The following is a 16,353-nucleotide window of genomic DNA, read 5'->3' as shown; positions in this document are numbered from 1 at the left end:
TCCGGCCTCTTTCAGGAGCGTGTCCCCATGAGCAGCACTTTTTTCATTCCCGCCGTGAACATCATGGGCCTGGGTTGCCTCGACGAGGCGATGACCGCCATCCGCAACTACGGCTTTCGCAAGGCACTGATCGTCACCGACGCGGGGTTGGCGAAGGCCGGCGTGGCCTCCAAGGTGGCCGAGTTGCTGGCATTACAGGATGTCGACGCGGTGATCTACGACGGTGCCAAGCCCAACCCGAGCATCGCCAACGTTGAACTCGGGCTCGGCTTGCTGAAGGAAAGCCGCTGCGATTTCATCGTGTCGCTGGGTGGTGGCTCTCCCCATGATTGCGCCAAGGGCATCGCGTTGTGCGCGACCAATGGCGGGCAGATCCGCGACTACGAAGGCGTCGACCGCTCCAGCAAGCCGCAACTGCCGCTGATCGCCATCAACACCACGGCCGGCACCGCCAGTGAAATGACCCGTTTCTGCATCATCACGGACGAGACGCGTCATGTGAAAATGGCCATCGTCGACCGCAACGTCACGCCGCTGATGTCGGTCAACGACCCAGCCCTGATGGTGGCGATGCCAAAAGGATTGACCGCCGCGACCGGCATGGATGCGCTGACCCATGCGATCGAGGCTTATGTCTCTACCGCCGCTACGCCCATCACCGACGCCTGTGCCCTCAAAGCGATTACCTTGATCAGCAACAACCTGCGCCTGGCCGTGCGTGACGGCAATGACTTGGCGGCGCGGGAGAACATGGCTTACGCACAGTTTCTGGCGGGGATGGCATTCAACAATGCTTCGCTGGGTTTCGTGCATGCGATGGCGCATCAGTTGGGCGGTTTCTATGACTTGCCCCATGGCGTGTGCAACGCCGTGTTGCTGCCCCATGTGCAGAGTTTCAATGCCGCAGTCTGTGCCGTCCGGCTGACGGACGTAGCCCATGCCATGGGGGCCGATATTCGTGGGTTCAGCCCTGAAGAAGGTGCGCAATCCGCCATCGCGGCGATTCGCAGCCTGGCCGTGGATGTGGACATTCCAGCGGGCTTGCGTGAGCTGGGCGTGCGCCTCAATGACGTGCCGGTACTCGCCGCCAACGCCTTGAAGGATGCCTGCGGCCTGACCAACCCGCGAGCGGCGGACCAGCGCCAGATCGAGGAAATTTTCCGCGGCGCGTTCTAAGTGGCCCGAGGCGGCATGAACCTGACGCACAACATCGCCGCCATCGCCAACAGCGTGCACAACAGCGCCAATGGCCAGGCCTGTTGACTCAACAACAGGCTGGCCAAGGCGCCGATCGCGGAGGCCATCAACTGGTGCAGGAAACCGCTCAGTGCCATGGCGTATGCGCCGGCGACTGGCGAGCCCTCGTTCGCCAATGACAGGCTGATGGGGTAGTTCAACGACTGGCCGAACACCGCGAAGCAGTACGGGAGCCAGAACAGCAGGGCAACACTGCCCAATGCAATGCTTCCCGCCAGCATGGTCACGCTGCCGCCCAGCACGAGCGCGATGCCCCAGCCCATCAGTCGACGCTGGCCGGTGCGTAGCACGAATGCATTCACCGCCAACGCGCCGAGCAGGTACGCCGCGCTGATCGGCCAGCCCAACAGGCCGTATTCGATGGCGGACCAATGGAAACTTTCCTGCAGGATCAGCGGCGCACCGGTGTTGAAGGCGATGATCACGCCATACCCCAGCCCACCTGCCAGTGCAGGTAGCAGAAAACCGCGATGCCTGACGATTTGGCCGTACACGTGCCACGCCGATTGCCCACTGTTTACTTCGGTCAATATCGGAAACCGGGCCCTGGACACCGCCGCTGCCGTCACCAGGCTGACCGCACCCAAGCCCAGGAAAATCGCCTCCCACCCGAACGCGAGCTGGATCAACGAACCGAGGTACTGGCCGATGCCGAGGGCAACCACGAAGGCGATCGATATCCACGACAGCGCCTTGGCCAGCACGTCGCCGCTGAACGTGTCGCGGATCAACACCCGCGCCATCACCGAAATACCGCTGGCACCGATGCCCTGGATCAACCTGAACGTCAAGAACGCTTCCAGTGACGTGCCCAACGGCAAGGCCAGGTTGCCCAGGCCGTACAGGACCAATGCCGCAAGCAAGACGGGTTTGCGCCCGAGCCGCTGGCTCAGGCTGCCCCATGACAGCATGGGCAGCGCCATGCCGATCAGGTAGACCGACAATCCCCACGACACCTGGGCCGCATTGGCCTTGAGGTCCAGGGCAATGTCAGGCACGGCCGGCAGGTAGATGCTCATGCCCAGTTGTGCGAGGAAAACGGTGGCGCAGGTGACGATCAGGGTTGTGCGGTTGTTCATCAAGGGCTCGATTCAAGGGCGAGTGTCGCGCCCGTGGGCCAACAGCAGGTCAATGACCTGCTCGCAGAACGAACGGATCACCTCAGGCGTCATGTCGGCACGCAGGGTGATCCGGATCGCGGCTTTGTCTTGTGGCACCACGGGGAAAAAGACCGCTGAGGTGAAATACCCCAGTTCGGCGAGTTCAACCGCGAGACGCGTGGCCAGGACCGCCTCGCCGCAGTGCACCAGGCGAATCGCCATGGGGCTGGCGTACTGTTCGGTGCGGATAAGGCTGTCGAACAGCCGGATATTAGCTTGCAAACGCTCCTGCAACGAACTGAATTCGGGACTGCGGTGCAAGCGGATCGAGGCCATGCCTGCGCCGATAGCGGCCGAATTCAGGCTTTGCGACCAATTGCTTGGGCCGCCGTAACGTTGCACCAGGGTCTTGTGCCGTTCACTGCCAAACATGGCCAGTCCACCGCTGGCACCGAATGATTTGGCCAGCGAGGCGACAATCAGGGTGCGTTCGTCCACCGCCTGGATTCGCGATCGCACCAGGCCAATGCCGGAGGGCCCCACGGCGGACAACGCATGGGAATCGTCCAGATAAAGGAACAGGCCATGGCGCTGCTTGAGACACATCAGGCTATCCAGGTCCGCCATGCCGCCCATGCTGTAGGCGCTGTCCGCCACGTAGGTCACGTTAGCGTGGCGTTTGCACACGTCTTCGAGGAAGTCCATGTCGTTGTGTGGGCAGGTGATGACCTGGGTTTCATCCGCACAGGCGGCCTTGATATGGTTCATCGAGTAATGGGCCTGCTTGTCGAAGACCATGACCGGTGGTCGATTGCCGGTCAAGGCACCGCTGGCCAGCAACGGCAGTATTCCCGAGCTCGCTGCGCTGCAAGACAATGCGCTGCTGCAAACTGCGCCAAACAACTCCGACAGTTGGCTTTCGTATTGGTCGAGGATTTCCAGCTTGCAGCGATTTTTCGAGTTGGCAACGCGCAGGGTTCCGGCTTCCCATAGCGCCGTCATGGCTCCATCCAGCAAGGCGGGGTGATAATCCAGGCCCAGGTAGGATGTCGTACAGAAGTGGTGGAAGGTCCGACCGTGCTGGTCGACCAGCACATTGGGGCTCTCGATGTGCACATTCAATCCGGCGGCTTTTCCGGTGTCGGCGTTCTGCCAGTCCTGGTCCGCCAGGGAAATCACCTTGCGATAGTTGCTGAAGCGATGGGGTGGTAGCGCAGTCTGGTTCATGGTTCGAGTACATTCCTTGGTTATGCGTTGCTGTCCGTGGGTGTTTCACTTTGTGTGTATGTCGAGACTTTACAGACTGCTGGGCAGGGCTTTGAATCGGCTGTTTCCGGTGTATTTGAGAGTGATCGGAGAGTTCTACGTAGGACCTTGCCTAGGGAGATGGACGGGAAATCCATTTGCGGCGTGGGAGTAGGGTTTCGACCCGTGAATTTGCTGCGTTTGCTACCCTGTGCGCGTGGTCAACCCATTGAATATGGATTTCGCTTCGGTCCTGTCCATCGTGTGTTGGCAAAATGATGTCAATTTTCCAAGGGCGGTCCCATTGCCTGCGCTATCCTCATCGGTAATGTGGGTATACGTGGTTGCGCATGTCTGCAGGGCGGCGCGGATTGACGGATGCCCGGTTCTCCCATGGCTGTATCACCCGGATGGCTTACCGCGTCATGGATACTCGAAATCCCGCGCCGCTGGCCAGTTACCTCGATTTGTTGCTGGACGCCGTATGTGCCGTCGACGCCCAAGGCTGTTTCGTGTTCGTCAGTGCGGCGTGCGAGCGCATTCTGGGCTACACGCCACAGGAGCTGATCGGCCGGCGAATGATCGACCTGGTGCATCCCGCCGACCGCCAGCGGACCCTCGACGCTGCGCGGGAAATCATGGAGGGCGAGCCTAAGCTCAATTTCGAGAACCGCTACCTGCGCAAGGACGGTGGCGTGGTGCATATCCTGTGGTCGGCCCGCTGGTCGGAGGCTGACCAACTGCGCATCGCGGTGGCGCGTGACATCACCGAGCGCAAGCAGGCGGAGTCCCGTCAGGCGGCGTTGTATGCGATCTCCGAGGCAGCCCATGCCGCCGCCGACCTGCTGGCCTTGCTCAAGCGCGTCCACCTGATCATCGGCGAGTGGCTACCGGCGCTGAATTTTTCGGTGGCGCTGTATGACGAGCAATGCGAGCAGATCGACTTTGCGTATCACGTCGACGATCGAGAGCGACAACCCGAATTGCCCGGTACGATGATCGGACGCTTGTGCGCCGAAGTCATCCGCAGTGGCCAGCCGATCCTGCTCACCCCCGGTTGCAGTGCCTTGCCCGCGGAGTTCCATGACCTAGTGTCGACGCCGCAATCGCCTTGTTGGCTGGGCGTGCCGCTGAATTCGCAGAACGGTACGATCGGTGCCTTGATCGTCAAGAGTGCCCCGGACAGCGAACGCTACACCGAACAAGACAAGGAATTGCTGCAATACGTCTGTGCGCAGATCACCCTCGCCATCGAGCGCCAGCAATTGCACGCCCGGTTGCAGCACATGGCGCAGTACGACCAACTGACCCAGGTGCCCAATCGCGAGCTGCTGCGCGAGCGGTTCAAGGCTGCGCTGGCCACGGCCCGTGCCGCGTCGGGGCGGATGGCCTTGCTGTATATCGACCTGGATCGCTTCAAGCAGGTCAACGACACCTATGGCCACGGCGTTGGCGACATGTTGTTGCAAGCGGTGGCGAGTCGGCTCAGGGGCTGCATTCGCGAAACCGACACCGTCGCGCGCATCGGCGGTGATGAATTTGTCGTCTTGTTGCACAGCATCCAGAACGTCACAGACGCCGAGCGGGTGCAGGCAAAAATCCGCCGTGCATTGGCTGAGCCGCTGCGGCTGGATGGCCACTGCCTGAGTATCGAACCGAGCATCGGCGTGGCCTGCTTCCCCGACCATGGCACCGAAGACATCACCCTGTTCCGCCACGCCGACGAGGCGATGTACGCAGCCAAGCGTCACAATCATCGAGCCTTCGGCATCTGAGTCCGCGCCACCGTTCGTCGTGGCATTCGCGTGTTTTCCAAACCTTGAGACTTGGGCCATTTCCAATGAAATACGGGGCATGCGTGCCCGTCATTTCTTGCAATACGGAGGGCCGGGCCATGCGCGGATCTAGCAACATTTATCCGGGAAACGTCGTCCACGATCGAACGAAGGTGTCCGAAGCAGGTCGCAAAAGTGGGAGAACCACCATCGCGAGCGTCGATAAAAGCCCGCTGAAGGCCGAGATTGGCCGCAAGCCGGGTCGCACGTCTCGCTGAATACCCAACGGTGGTTCTGATTTCTGCGACGGAAATTGCGTCGCGACTTTATTTCAGAGGAGGGCGCGACCATGAGCCGGATGGCCACCTTTTTACGCACCACCAGTGTTGTCGTGCTGATGGGCCTGGGTGCCAACAGTGCCTGGGCCCAGTCACCTGTCGAATTCATCAACGATGCATCCGCCAAAGGCATGGCCGACATCGAGGCCAGCCGTGAGGCGCATTCGAAAGCGGAGTCACGGGAGGTCAAGGACTACACCATCATGGTGATCAACGACCGCACCACCGCCAACCAACATTTGGCGAAAATCGCCAAGAAGCTCGACTTGCCTGTCGCGCCACGGGAAGAGGTGGCGGACAAGGCCAAGACCCTGATGCCGCAGGTGGCCGAGGGCGAGTCGTTCGAAGCGGCTTATGCCGCCAGCCAGGTCAAGGCCACTGAAGAAGCCATCGAGCAGATCCAGCAGCAGGCCCAGACCACCGACGTGCCGGAGATCAAGGCGTTCGCTGACGAAACGCTGCCCAAGCTGCAGACCCATCTCGAGATGGCCAGGGCGTTGCAGGCCAGTCGCTGATCCACTGCGCCGACTTATGTTCAGGACCGGGGCGCCAACGTCCCGGCTCGTTTTGCCCGCAAGAAAGGAGAACCTCGATGTCTACACGCCGAGAACCCAACCAATACGCGATGCAGAATCCGCTGACCCAATACCCGCGTCCGGAATTTCCGGACCAGCCGCAGTCCCCGCCGGGCATCGACCAGGACATGCTGCCGCAACCCGATCATGGCGAAAAATCCTATCAAGGCTTCGGCCGCCTGGAAGGGCGCAAGGCACTGATCACCGGCGGTGACTCCGGGATCGGTCGCGCCGCCGCCATCGCCTACGCCCGGGAAGGCGCCGATGTCGCGATCAATTACCTGCCCAGCGAAGAGCGCGACGCCCAGCAAGTCATCGAACTGATCAAGGCTGAGGGCCGCAAGGCCATCGCCATCCCTGGCGACCTCAAGGATGAAGCGTTCTGTGCGCAAATGGTCAAGATGGCGCAACAGCAACTCGACGGCCTGGATATCCTGGTCAATGTCGCCGGTAAGCAGGAGGCGCAAAAAGACATCGCCGATATCACCACCGCGCAGTTCGACGACACCATGAAAACCAACATCTATGCGATGTTCTGGATCTGCAAGACTGCGGTGCCACTGATGCCGGCCGGTGCGACCATCATTAATACGGCGTCGATCCAATCCTACGATCCGTCCGCAACGCTGCTGGACTACGCCACCACCAAGGCGGCGATCGTGGCGTTTACCAAGGCATTGGCCGGGCAAGTCATCAGCAAGGGCATCCGTGTCAATGCAGTTGCGCCGGGGCCGATCTGGACCGTGCTGCAACCCAGCGGAGGACAACCTAGGGAGAAGATTCCTACGTTTGGCTCCCAGGTTCCGATGAAACGTCCCGGACAGCCTGCGGAATGCGCGCCGCTTTATGTGCTGCTTGCATCGCAAGAGTCGAGTTATATCACCGGGGAAGTGTTTGGCGTGACGGGAGGCAACCCGTTGCCCTGATGCGCAAAAAATGCGCGAGTGGCATGGACCACTCGCGCCTCTGCATCAGCACTGGTTCAAGTCGATCTTGTTCTTCTGCTCAATACCGTCAAGGCTCTTGGCTTCGTCTTTGCCCATGTCCTGATATTGCTTGCGCAGCGCTTCAAGTTGCTTGAGGTCCAGCGATTCGAGACCGAGCATTGCGTTCTGCGCGTCCTTGGACGCCCGCAGCAATTCATCGATTTTCAAATGCAAGATATCCGTATCGCGGTTCTGGGTGTTCTGGATCAGGAACACCATCAGGAAGGTGATGATGGTTGTCGAGGTGTTGATGATCAATTGCCAGGTGTCGTTGAAACCGAAGAAAGGTCCGCTGGCAGCCCAGAGCGCCAACAACACGATGGCCCCCAGGAATGTCTTGGGGCTCCCCGCCCAAAGGGACAGTTTTTGCGCGATTTTTGCGAACGTCATTGCCGTGTTTCCTTATGGGATGCACCTGTCTGGTGTGACAGCAACGAGTCGGTGAAAATTCTACTTACATTTCAACCGCAAACGTTCGTCGACGTTCATCGTCCGGCACGATGACAGTCGCAACCATTGCCACGCTCGCAGGTCACTCCTTAAAGCCCCCAGCATCGGAGTCCATCATGAATTTCGCCCGCACTTTTTGCCTCGCCTGCTGCCTGTTCGCCCTGCACGGCTGCTTCGACAATTCGGATAACGAGACCAAGGACAACACCGATGGCACCAAGTCTTCGGTGCAGATGCAAGAGTCCAAGTCGGAGAGCAAATAAGGACCAAACCTGTGGGAGCGAGCTTGCTCGCGATGGCGTCAGATCAGCAGCCTCGCTGTCGACTGATTAGCCGCTATCGCGAGCATGCTCGCTCCCGCAGGTTTGTGTTTTGTCAGCGGTTGCTCAGCGGCCTTGCTGCAGCACCTTCAGCGCTGCCGATGCCAGAAAGCCGGAGCGGCTCTTCTCTTCAGGATGATGCAACACATATTCATCGATCCGGTTGAGCAGGTAGCCGGGCAACGTGATGTTGAGTTTCTGCGCCTTGCCCAGGTATTTGGTCACATCAATATCCACCAGCGCCCAGGTGCACCCGGCATATTGCGGATTGGCTGCGTGCAGGGTAACCGTATTGGCCGATGGAATCGGTGAGCCGTCTTCAGCCAGAATCTCGAAATGCCCCTCGATCGCCTCACGCGCCATCGCCATGGCCTCATCCAGGTCGTCACCTGCGGAAAAACAACCGGGAATATCCGGCACCTCAACACCCCAGGCGTGCTTGTCATCGCCCATGGAAATAGCAATCGGGTAAAGCATTCAATCGTCCTCCGGAAAAACGGGGCAACTGGCTGTCTGCAGAAGGGCCTGTTGCAAGATACTGATGCCGTCTTCTTGAGCAGGTCCTTCTTGGGATGAGGAACCGTGACCAGCCCCGATTTGGTCGGGAGCTTGAAGTGATGATGACTGCCTCGTATACGCACCAGGTACCAACCATCCGCAACAATTTGGCTTATCAAGAATCGGCTATCCACAACACCTCCCTGTGGTGTTATTGGTGGTTACTATACCTACTGCTGAGGAATGATCAACACCATAACCACCGTGAGCGACGGTTGGGACTGGTGGGCGCTGCGCTTGAAGTCTAGAAGCGGCGTCAGGCCAGGGCGGGAGAGGGCGGGGTTGGCTTTATTTCGGGATGTGAGATGAGGGGCTGATATAGACGTGGCGAGGGAGCTTGCTCCCGCTGGGCTGCGAAGCAGCCCCGGTTTTGAGCCCTTTTCCCAGTAGGACTTCTTTATCCACAGGATCTACGACTGCTGCACAAACGTCAGCCGCACCGCAAAACCAATCAGAAGACTGCCAAACAACCACTGCTGCACGCGCTGGGCCGAAGGCGAGCGCTGTAGCCAGTGTCCAAGCGCCACGCCGATCAATGCATAAGCGCTGTCGAACAGCAGGCCAACGCCGACCAGCACCAAGCCCAAGATTGCGAATTGCTCCAGCACCGGCCCGTCCTGTGGATGGATGAACTGCGGCAGCAACACCGAGCAAAACAGCAAGGCCTTGGGGTTGAGCAGGTTCGTCAGCAGGCCGCGCTGGATCGCCTGGTGCCATTGTCGCTTTCCGATCGCAGGTGCGTCTCCTTCGAAGCTGGGCAACAACGTCGTCCGCAAACATTGAAACCCGATCCAAGCCAGGTAAGCAGCCCCGGCCAGGCGCACCACATCGAAGGTCCAGGGTGCCGTCTTGAACAATACCGAGAGGCCCATCGCTGCCAACGCGACATGGCATGCCCGGGCAATCCCCAATCCTACCGCCGTCGCTAGCGCCGCGGCCCGGCCCTGACGGGCGCCGGTTTGCAGCACGAGGATCATGTCCGGCCCGGGCAACAGGTACGCCACCGTCAACGCCATGAAAAACAGCCAGAGCTCTGTCATCGCACACCCCCCGCAATCAGTGAATTGAAGGTGTCAGTCTATGGCCGAAGGGCAGGGCAGGTGGTTGCGTACTCAGCTTCTAAAGCTTTAGAAATTGGCATAACCTGCCAAGTGGTTCAGTCATATAAATGGAAAATGCCAAATTATGAAACTTGACGGTTACGACCGCAAAATCCTGACGGCACTGCAACGGGACGGGCGGTTGAGCAATGTGCAACTGGCCGAAGAAATCGGCTTGTCGCCGTCACCGTGCCTGCGCCGTGTGCGGATGCTCGAAGAAGCGGGAGTGATTCGCGGCTATCAAGCCATCCTGGACCGCGATGAAGTAGGCCTTGGTATGACGATCTTTGTCGGCATCAAGGTCGAACGGCACACCGACGAAAGAGCCGAGGCGTTTCGTCAAGCAGTGACCGCACTGCCCGAGGTGATCTCGGCGTTCCTAGTGTCGGGCGAGTCAGACTTCCTGCTGCAGGTGGTGGTGCCCGACCTGCGGGCCTATGACCGGTTCGTCACAGGCAAGCTGCTGAAGCTGCCAGGAGTGAGTGATATTCGCAGCAATTTTGCAATTAACACGGTGAAGGCGCCGGGACCGTTGCCGTTGGGGCATTTGGCTGGGGGCTGAGGCCGTTGTCTGTCGTACGCAACTTGCTGGTTTTGCCTACAAACCACGCGGAAATCACCCACTATCCGTAACCGAGCAGATAGGAAATAGTGGCTTTAGAAGCACGCCACTCACATTGCTCAAAGTAGTCCAAGGGCTCAACTCGAGCCGCAGCCTCGTAGGAGAAAGAAACGTGCCCGCACCTCGTAATTATCAAGCGAGCATCGAGCAATTACATCAAGAGGTGGAAGCGCTAGCCGAAGAAATGAGGCGCCCGGCCCCGACTAAAATCCGGGTTACGTTGCTGCCGTTCAGCATCGGTGCTGCGTTTGCCCTGACCATGTTTGCAGTTATCGCTTTTGCGTTGAAGCATGTTTGATTCTCGCTAAATCAAATCGTCGGTGTGGTCCCCTGACGTGCTCTTCAAAGCTCCTGCCGCGCAACGTCTCGCAATCGCCTTCAGCATGCGCCGACGGATGAGGCCACTGACCGGACGAATCAAATACCAATAGGCAGTAAAACTTCGCAATGCATCAGCATCGATGCACTGTACCCGTGTCTGGGTAGTGACTCTTGTCAGACCCGGTTGTAGGGACTGGCAGGTGAAGTTTATCGCCAGCTTCACATTGCCCGGTTCGTTGAAGGCCTCGAACGCTTCGGCATCAGCGATGAAGACTTGGCCGTAGTCGGCTTTCCAGAGCTTGCCGGCGAGCCCGTAGGCAATCTCTGCGTCGCCATTGCGCTGGAGCAGCGTGAAGTTATCCAGGCCGAATGACGCGGATTGACCGGCGCGGTGGGATTGAGAATGGCCCAACAGTCGCATCGGCAACTCGCGAAGCTTGATTGCGTACCGAAACAATCGGACGTCTTCGGGGCGATGGGCCAGGATTGCCGCCATTGCGCTGGGCGGATCTGTCGGAACATCCAAGGCATGGAGTTCCCGAAATTGGTACGCAGGCAGGTATGAGTCGATCAGGTGCATCCTTGCTTCCTTCTATATTTGCTGAAATTCCACAAATCGCAGACCAAAAAAAACCGGCCACCAAGAGCCGGTTTTTTTAATCCCCTGTCAAAACCACCACGACGCAGGATCTGAATTCGATTGGAGCGGGTGAAGGGAATCGAACCCTCGTTATCAGCTTGGGAAGCTGGAGTAATGCCATTATACGACACCCGCTCAGAGCGGCTGACTTTGTACCAGATGTCGCCTTGGATTTGAAGTTTTTCTTTCCGGACGGTGAGGTTGTCCGTCTGCGCAAGCCTCAAAGCAGAGCGGTCTTCGCGGGCAAGCCTCGTTGTCGGAGGCTCGCTCGCGATGACTTTTCAGATAGCCAGTGCATGGTAGTCCTGCACATAGCTGTAGCGCGGTCGGCTTTCGTGGCGGGTCGGCTTGAGGAAGCCCAGCAACGCGTCGCGGCTGTCGCGGCAGGCGGCTTTGTGTTCCATGTCCAGGAAGTGCCCGGTGGCTTGCAGCGTGGTGAAGGTGCTGTGCTGGACGTGGTCGGCAAAGAGCCTGGCGTCGGTGGCAGAGGTGTATTCGTCCCATTCACCGTTCAGGAACAGCACCGGAACGTTGACCTTCTTGGCGGCGTTGACGTAGCACTGCTGGTCGCTGTGGAGCACGTCGCTGATGTGGAAGTGCATCTGCCCGTATTCGTGCTCGGCCAGGCTGCTGACGTGGCGATAGTTGAAGCGCTTGAACAGTGGCGGCAGGTGCTTGCCGATCGTGTTGTTGACCAGGTGGCCGACACGGTCGCCGTCCAGGCTGCTCAAGTAATCCACACCGCGTTCGAGGTAGTCGCGCATCGGCGCGTTGAGCACCGGTGAGAACGAACTGATCACGGCTTTTTCGATGCGCCGTGGCCGTTGCGCCAGGGCACTCAGCGTGGCGGCGCCGCCCCAGGAAAACGACAGCACATGCTCGGCGGCGAAGTGGTCGATCAATTCCAGGAGAATCTGCCCTTCGATTTCCTTCGTGAGCATTTTCTCGTGGCGGTTGTGCGCCTTGGACTTGCCCGCGTAGGGCTGGTCGTACAACACAACGTTGAATTGCGGGTAGAGGTTTTTCGCGGTCTGAGCAAACGACGCGGTGGTGGCCATCGAGCCGTTGACCAGGATAATGGTCTTTTGCGCGGCGTCTGCGCGATAGAACTCCGTGTAAACCCGATACTGACCCTGTATATCCAGCACAGCGATTTCTGGCCTCATGTCATAAGACTCCTGGCAAGCGGGTATGCGCGCAATGAGATTGCACGGGCAATGTGACAGGTAGGCATTCGCCTGGAAGATAAGGCCCATGTCGATCCATGACAGCCGGTCGACGGGTGTTGTTATGGCGGGCAGTTTGCCGACGCATGAGGCGGAACCTGAGGGCTCCAGCCGGCAAAAAGTTTCTTAGAGGTATGGTGTGACTCGTCGGTCACATTTCGGCCGACGGTTTGATTCAAGCAGGGGGCCGGCGGTTGCGCAAGTGCTCATTGGAAATTGTTCGACACTTCTGCCCAGCGGTCATTTCCCTCAGACCAGGCAGATTTCTTCCGGGCCCAGGGCGCGATATCTCCCGGGCTCCAGATGGGCGTCCAGTACCAGCGGGCCCATCCGTTCGCGATGCAGGCGCAGCACTTTATTGTTGAAGTGACCGAACATGCGCTTGACTTGGTGATAGCGCCCTTCAACGATGCTCAACCGTGCGGACGTCGGCCCTAGCAGCGTTAGTTCCGCCGGTTGGGTGGTGAGGTCCTCGAACGCGAAGTACAGGCCTTGGGCGAAGGTGACGGCGTACTCGGCGGTGATGGTTTGCTCGGTCTCGACGTAGTAGACCTTCGGCAGCTTGGTCTGCGGTTGGGTCAGGCGCCGCGACCAACTGCCGTCATTGGTGATCAGCATCAGCCCGGTGGTGTTGAAATCCAGGCGACCGGCGATGTGCAGGTCATCCTTGTCTGGTTCGTCGAGCAAGTCGAGCACGGTCCGGTGCTGCGGATCGCGTGTGGCGCTGACGCAGCCGGGCGGCTTGTGCAGCATGAAATACCGCGCCGGTCGCCCTGTTTGCAGCACTTCGTCATTCACCTCGACGCGGCTGAATTCACGCACGTGTGCCTGTGGATCGATGACGGTCTGGCCGTCGATCCGTACGCGACGTTCCACTAACAAGAGGCGGACCTGTTGGCGGTTGAACCGCGGCAGATTGCTGAGGAATCGGTCAACGCGCATGGGCAGTACGGGCTAGGAGGCGGAGGGCGGGCATCTTACGCGATCGGTCGGGGCTTGGCGCGCAGTTGGTCATCCACGCGGGCGCACCGTGGGCACAGGCAGGATTTGTCGCGCAGCTCGGCCGGCAATGCCTGGAGCACCGCCGGGTCGATGCTCACGCCGTAGCACCAGCAGGCGCGATCGGCGGTTTCCGGGTCGGCGAGGGCGCAGTCATTGACGGCACCGCAGGCCGGACAGAGGTCAAGTTTATTCATAGCTGGAGTGAGGCATTTCCACGCAGGTTCGATTGCTCCCGGTCTGTCGGGCGCGCTGCAGCGCATGATCGGCCCGGGACAGCAGGCTGTGCAAGGTGTCTTGATCCTGCAGGGTGGTGACGCCGATGCTGATGGTGACCCGCAATTGTTTGCCGCTGCAAAAATAGCGCTGCTGCTCGATGCGCTGGCGAATCTTCTCGGCGATCTTCAGACCGTTCTGGCCGTCGGTGTCCTTGAGCAGCAGGGCGAAAGCATCGGTGCTCCAGCGGCAGATAATGTCCGAATGTCGCAGGTTATCGGTCAGGTCACGGGCGAGGCCGGTCAACAATTGATCGCTGGCGATGTGGCCATGGGTGGTGTCCAGTTGCTTGAAGTTGTCCACCTCCAGCAACAGGGCGCTCAAGGGCTTGGGCTCGCGCTGGGCTTCGTGCAGGGCTTGCACCGCCAGCAGGTCGAAACCCCGGCGATTCGGCAGTTCGGTCAGGCCGTCGAGAATGGCTTGGGCGTCGATCCGGCGCTGGTAGCTGGCAATCAACCGATAGAGCACCACAAGGGCGGCCGCTGTCACCAGCACGCCGATCAGCAGATTGAGGTAAAGCGCCTTGAGGGCATTGTCCCGCAGCGAGGTGTTGGCGGCGTAATAGCCCAGCAATGAAGTCACCAGGAAGCCGGCACAGAGCAAAATGGTCAACAGCAGCAATGGTGAGCGAGGGGAATACAACGGCGAGCGAAGCGACATGGCGATTCCCTTGAAGTGACCCAATGGAATCAGTTTAGTGGCCTTGCGGAAAAAGGTATCTGGATTTGCAGTTTGTGGACGCTGTGGTGAGCGAGTGTGCTCTCCCACCACAGGTTCACCGCTATTTCTGACTGCGCAGGTAAGTTCGCCAACCTCCCAGGTGACTGATGTCCTGCGCGCCGTCCAGGCCATACGGCTCGCAAATGAAACCGCTTTCCCAGCGGCCGTCGGCCAGTTGCACCTTGCCCAGCCCAAGCGGCGCGGGAATACCAGTCAGGAACGAGCCCAATTCACTGCTCGGCAGTTCCCAGACTTCCACTTCAATCGCCACGCCACCCTCGTCGACGCGAAGCATGCCGGGACGCAATGGTGGGCCGCCGGCCAGGGCATAGAGGCGGTAATCCGGCGAGCTGAGGGTCGTCTCGATCAGATGCGCGCCACGCTGCTTGAGTTGCCCGTTCAGTGCCAACCCATCCAGATGCGCGCCGCACACCACCAATCGAGCCCGATCATGGCGCGCCGGATGGGCGGGTGTTGGCAGGCCAGGCAGTTGCTGGCGTTGCAAGGCGTCAGCCACGCCCAGCAGGTATTGATCGGTGAAAGCCCGGCCGAACAGCGTGACGCCCCAAGGCAGACCGTTGGCCATGAAAGCGCTGGGCACGGCGACGGCGGCGTAGTCCAGCAGGTTCATGAAGTTGGTGTAGTAACCCAGCTCCGCGTTGCGCAGCAGCGGTTCGGCAGCGAGTTCGGCGAGCGTCACCGGGCGCCCGATGGTCGGGGTGAGCACGCAATCGAGGGCTTCCATCGCACGGTCGCATCGGGCCTTGAGCGCTTGCAGGCGGTACTGGGCGCGGAAGGTTTCGATACCCGTCACCGTAGGCGCTTTCGCCAAGACGGCGCGGATCACCGGCAACACCGCGTCAGGTTCGCGCTCGATCAATTCGCCGGCGATGCTGTAGCGTTCGGCGACCCAGGGCCCCTCGTAGAGCAAGCGTGCGGCTTCGAGGAAGGGCGACAGGTCCAGCTCGACGGCTTCGCCGCCCAGGCGTTCGAGGCGCTCGATGGCTTCGCGGAACAACCGTGGGCCTTCGTCACAGCCGAAAAAATCGAGGTCTTGCCAACGGGGCACGCCGAAGCGAAAGCGTCGTGGCGCGCCGAACGCCGAGCCGTCGTTCCATTGCGGGTTGCGGCGGCTGTATTCGTCGCGCGGGTCGAGGTGTGCAGTCAGTGCCAATAGCTGGCTGGCTTCCCTCGCCGTCGCGGTGAACGTGGTCACGCAATCCAGCGTTCGGCAGGCCGGCACCACGCCTGCGGTGGAAATCAAACCTTTGGTGGCTTTCAGTCCGACCAGGTTGTTCAACGCCGCAGGCACCCGACCGGAGCCTGCGGTGTCGGTGCCCAAGGCAAAACTTGTCAGACCCAGGGCCACCGCCAGCGGCGAGCCGGCACTCGAGCCACCCGACGGATAATCCGCCAGCACGCTGTTGCGACAGGCGCCGTAGGGGGTGCGGGTGCCGTTGAGCCCGGTGGCGAATTGATCGAGGTTGGTCTTCCCCAGGGGAACAGCCCCCAGCGCCAGCAACTGCTCGACCACCGTCGCCGAACGTTTTGGCACGTAGGCAAACGCCGGGCAGGCGGCGGTGGTGGGAATGCCGGCCAGGTCAATGTTGTCCTTGATCGCAAACGGCACGCCATACAGCGGCAGGCTTTCCGGGTCGGCGCCTTCCAATGCTGTCAGGAAGGGTTCCAGCTCCTCGGGCGACAGCAGGTGGATGAACAGGTGATAGTCCGGGTTGAGCGCAGCGGCTTTTTCCCGCAGGGCAAGCAGCAGTTTGCGCGGTGTGATATTGCCGTTGCGGTAGGCGTCGCGCAGGTTGTCCAGGCGCAGAGAGAGGTTCATCGCAT

At 60.1% G+C, this 16,353-nt stretch carries 17 protein-coding genes, 1 tRNA gene and 2 pseudogenes; 7 read left to right on the top strand and 13 right to left on the bottom strand.

Going from position 1 to position 16,353, the window contains the following annotated elements; all coding sequences use genetic code 11:
• Positions 1-27: 27 nt before the first annotated feature.
• Positions 28-1,176, top strand: a complete 1,149-nt coding sequence (gene yiaY, locus JMN22_RS16405; protein ID WP_030138462.1) for an L-threonine dehydrogenase — start codon at positions 28-30, stop codon at positions 1,174-1,176.
• Here yiaY and JMN22_RS16400 read toward each other — a convergent pair.
• A complete protein-coding gene (locus JMN22_RS16400; protein WP_030138463.1) occupies positions 1,173-2,336 on the bottom strand; it encodes an MFS transporter in 1,164 nt (387 codons plus the stop codon). The genes yiaY and JMN22_RS16400 overlap by 4 nt on opposite strands.
• Before the next feature lie 12 nt (positions 2,337-2,348).
• Positions 2,349-3,584, bottom strand: coding sequence for an aminotransferase class I/II-fold pyridoxal phosphate-dependent enzyme (locus JMN22_RS16395; RefSeq protein WP_198797112.1), 1,236 nt, complete (start codon positions 3,582-3,584; stop codon positions 2,349-2,351).
• 443 nt (positions 3,585-4,027) lie between these two features.
• Here JMN22_RS16395 and JMN22_RS16390 point away from each other — a divergent pair, with 443 nt between their 5' ends.
• From JMN22_RS16390 to JMN22_RS16380, 3 genes are all read left to right on the top strand, one after another.
• The gene (locus tag JMN22_RS16390) at positions 4,028-5,377 is read left to right on the top strand and encodes a sensor domain-containing protein (RefSeq protein ID WP_198797113.1); all 1,350 of its coding nucleotides are present in this window, start codon (positions 4,028-4,030) and stop codon (positions 5,375-5,377) included.
• A 349-nt stretch (positions 5,378-5,726) separates the two neighbouring features.
• Positions 5,727-6,230, top strand: coding sequence for a DUF4142 domain-containing protein (locus JMN22_RS16385; RefSeq protein ID WP_198797114.1), 504 nt, complete (start codon positions 5,727-5,729; stop codon positions 6,228-6,230).
• Positions 6,231-6,307: 77 nt separating this feature from the next.
• Positions 6,308-7,216 carry an SDR family oxidoreductase gene (locus JMN22_RS16380; RefSeq protein ID WP_030138467.1) on the top strand — a complete coding sequence of 303 codons (909 nt, stop codon included), beginning with the start codon at positions 6,308-6,310 and terminating at the stop codon, positions 7,214-7,216.
• A gap of 45 nt (positions 7,217-7,261) precedes the next feature.
• Here the strand turns inward: JMN22_RS16380 and JMN22_RS16375 are convergent, their stop codons facing one another.
• On the bottom strand, positions 7,262-7,666 hold the full coding sequence (locus JMN22_RS16375) for a low affinity iron permease family protein (RefSeq protein ID WP_030138468.1): 405 nt from the start codon (positions 7,664-7,666) through the stop codon (positions 7,262-7,264).
• 176 nt (positions 7,667-7,842) lie between these two features.
• On the opposite strand from JMN22_RS16375, the gene JMN22_RS16370 reads away from it, so the two are divergent.
• Complete coding sequence (locus JMN22_RS16370) at positions 7,843-7,989, top strand: hypothetical protein (protein WP_198797115.1); 147 nt, start codon at positions 7,843-7,845, stop codon at positions 7,987-7,989.
• A gap of 123 nt (positions 7,990-8,112) precedes the next feature.
• Here the strand turns inward: JMN22_RS16370 and JMN22_RS16365 are convergent, their stop codons facing one another.
• The 3 genes and pseudogenes from JMN22_RS16365 to JMN22_RS16355 all read right to left on the bottom strand — a co-directional run bounded on the left by JMN22_RS16365 (position 8,113) and on the right by JMN22_RS16355 (position 9,644).
• Positions 8,113-8,523, bottom strand: a complete 411-nt coding sequence (locus JMN22_RS16365) for a type II toxin-antitoxin system HicB family antitoxin (protein ID WP_198797116.1) — start codon at positions 8,521-8,523, stop codon at positions 8,113-8,115.
• A pseudogene (locus JMN22_RS16360) lies at positions 8,524-8,738 on the bottom strand (type II toxin-antitoxin system HicA family toxin).
• Between the two features lie 276 nt (positions 8,739-9,014).
• Positions 9,015-9,644, bottom strand: coding sequence for a LysE family translocator (locus JMN22_RS16355; protein ID WP_198797117.1), 630 nt, complete (start codon positions 9,642-9,644; stop codon positions 9,015-9,017).
• A 145-nt stretch (positions 9,645-9,789) separates the two neighbouring features.
• Here JMN22_RS16355 and JMN22_RS16350 point away from each other — a divergent pair, with 145 nt between their 5' ends.
• Both JMN22_RS16350 and JMN22_RS16345 read left to right on the top strand, forming a co-directional pair.
• Complete coding sequence (locus tag JMN22_RS16350; RefSeq protein ID WP_198797118.1) at positions 9,790-10,266, top strand: Lrp/AsnC family transcriptional regulator; 477 nt, start codon at positions 9,790-9,792, stop codon at positions 10,264-10,266.
• Positions 10,267-10,438: 172 nt separating this feature from the next.
• Positions 10,439-10,624 (top strand): hypothetical protein, encoded by a 186-nt coding sequence (locus JMN22_RS16345; protein ID WP_198797119.1) that lies wholly within the window; start codon positions 10,439-10,441, stop codon positions 10,622-10,624.
• Between the two features lie 6 nt (positions 10,625-10,630).
• Here the strand turns inward: JMN22_RS16345 and JMN22_RS16340 are convergent, their stop codons facing one another.
• From JMN22_RS16340 to atzF, 7 genes and pseudogenes are all read right to left on the bottom strand, one after another.
• Entirely contained in the window at positions 10,631-11,227 is a 597-nt protein-coding gene (locus JMN22_RS16340) for a hypothetical protein (protein WP_198797120.1), read from the bottom strand.
• Between the two features lie 121 nt (positions 11,228-11,348).
• A tRNA-Gly gene (locus JMN22_RS16335) sits at positions 11,349-11,422 on the bottom strand.
• Between the two features lie 146 nt (positions 11,423-11,568).
• A complete protein-coding gene (locus JMN22_RS16330; RefSeq protein ID WP_030138315.1) occupies positions 11,569-12,453 on the bottom strand; it encodes an alpha/beta fold hydrolase in 885 nt (294 codons plus the stop codon).
• A gap of 309 nt (positions 12,454-12,762) precedes the next feature.
• Entirely contained in the window at positions 12,763-13,455 is a 693-nt protein-coding gene (locus tag JMN22_RS16325) for a pseudouridine synthase (RefSeq protein ID WP_198797121.1), read from the bottom strand.
• Between the two features lie 35 nt (positions 13,456-13,490).
• Complete coding sequence (locus JMN22_RS16320; RefSeq protein ID WP_030138313.1) at positions 13,491-13,709, bottom strand: cysteine-rich CWC family protein; 219 nt, start codon at positions 13,707-13,709, stop codon at positions 13,491-13,493.
• A pseudogene (locus JMN22_RS16315) lies at positions 13,702-14,358 on the bottom strand (GGDEF domain-containing protein); the annotation flags it as partial. The gene JMN22_RS16320 and the pseudogene JMN22_RS16315, both read right to left, overlap by 8 nt.
• Positions 14,359-14,569: 211 nt before the next feature.
• On the bottom strand, positions 14,570-16,348 hold the full coding sequence (gene atzF / locus JMN22_RS16310; protein WP_198797123.1) for an allophanate hydrolase: 1,779 nt from the start codon (positions 16,346-16,348) through the stop codon (positions 14,570-14,572).
• Positions 16,349-16,353 lie beyond the last annotated feature (5 nt).

The organism is Pseudomonas sp. HB05 (assembly GCF_016756915.1).
In the GTDB taxonomy this organism is placed as follows: domain Bacteria; phylum Pseudomonadota; class Gammaproteobacteria; order Pseudomonadales; family Pseudomonadaceae; genus Aquipseudomonas; species Aquipseudomonas alvandae.
This window is presented reverse-complemented; position numbering and strand designations above follow the sequence as displayed.

What these genes read in the sequence shown, in the direction of transcription:
- JMN22_RS16350 (WP_198797118.1), top strand. Translation starts at nt 9,790, where the DNA reads ATGAAACTTGACGGTTACGACCGCAAAATCCTGACGGCACTGCAACGG.
- JMN22_RS16380 (WP_030138467.1), top strand. Translation starts at nt 6,308, where the DNA reads ATGTCTACACGCCGAGAACCCAACCAATACGCGATGCAGAATCCGCTG.
- JMN22_RS16365 (WP_198797116.1), bottom strand. Translation starts at nt 8,523, where the DNA reads ATGCTTTACCCGATTGCTATTTCCATGGGCGATGACAAGCACGCCTGG.
- JMN22_RS16390 (WP_198797113.1), top strand. Translation starts at nt 4,028, where the DNA reads ATGGATACTCGAAATCCCGCGCCGCTGGCCAGTTACCTCGATTTGTTG.
- yiaY (WP_030138462.1), top strand. Translation starts at nt 28, where the DNA reads ATGAGCAGCACTTTTTTCATTCCCGCCGTGAACATCATGGGCCTGGGT.
- JMN22_RS16385 (WP_198797114.1), top strand. Translation starts at nt 5,727, where the DNA reads ATGAGCCGGATGGCCACCTTTTTACGCACCACCAGTGTTGTCGTGCTG.
- JMN22_RS16320 (WP_030138313.1), bottom strand. Translation starts at nt 13,709, where the DNA reads ATGAATAAACTTGACCTCTGTCCGGCCTGCGGTGCCGTCAATGACTGC.
- JMN22_RS16325 (WP_198797121.1), bottom strand. Translation starts at nt 13,455, where the DNA reads ATGCGCGTTGACCGATTCCTCAGCAATCTGCCGCGGTTCAACCGCCAA.
- JMN22_RS16395 (WP_198797112.1), bottom strand. Translation starts at nt 3,584, where the DNA reads ATGAACCAGACTGCGCTACCACCCCATCGCTTCAGCAACTATCGCAAG.
- JMN22_RS16400 (WP_030138463.1), bottom strand. Translation starts at nt 2,336, where the DNA reads ATGAACAACCGCACAACCCTGATCGTCACCTGCGCCACCGTTTTCCTC.
- JMN22_RS16330 (WP_030138315.1), bottom strand. Translation starts at nt 12,453, where the DNA reads ATGAGGCCAGAAATCGCTGTGCTGGATATACAGGGTCAGTATCGGGTT.
- JMN22_RS16355 (WP_198797117.1), bottom strand. Translation starts at nt 9,644, where the DNA reads ATGACAGAGCTCTGGCTGTTTTTCATGGCGTTGACGGTGGCGTACCTG.
- JMN22_RS16340 (WP_198797120.1), bottom strand. Translation starts at nt 11,227, where the DNA reads ATGCACCTGATCGACTCATACCTGCCTGCGTACCAATTTCGGGAACTC.
- atzF (WP_198797123.1), bottom strand. Translation starts at nt 16,348, where the DNA reads ATGAACCTCTCTCTGCGCCTGGACAACCTGCGCGACGCCTACCGCAAC.
- JMN22_RS16370 (WP_198797115.1), top strand. Translation starts at nt 7,843, where the DNA reads ATGAATTTCGCCCGCACTTTTTGCCTCGCCTGCTGCCTGTTCGCCCTG.
- JMN22_RS16375 (WP_030138468.1), bottom strand. Translation starts at nt 7,666, where the DNA reads ATGACGTTCGCAAAAATCGCGCAAAAACTGTCCCTTTGGGCGGGGAGC.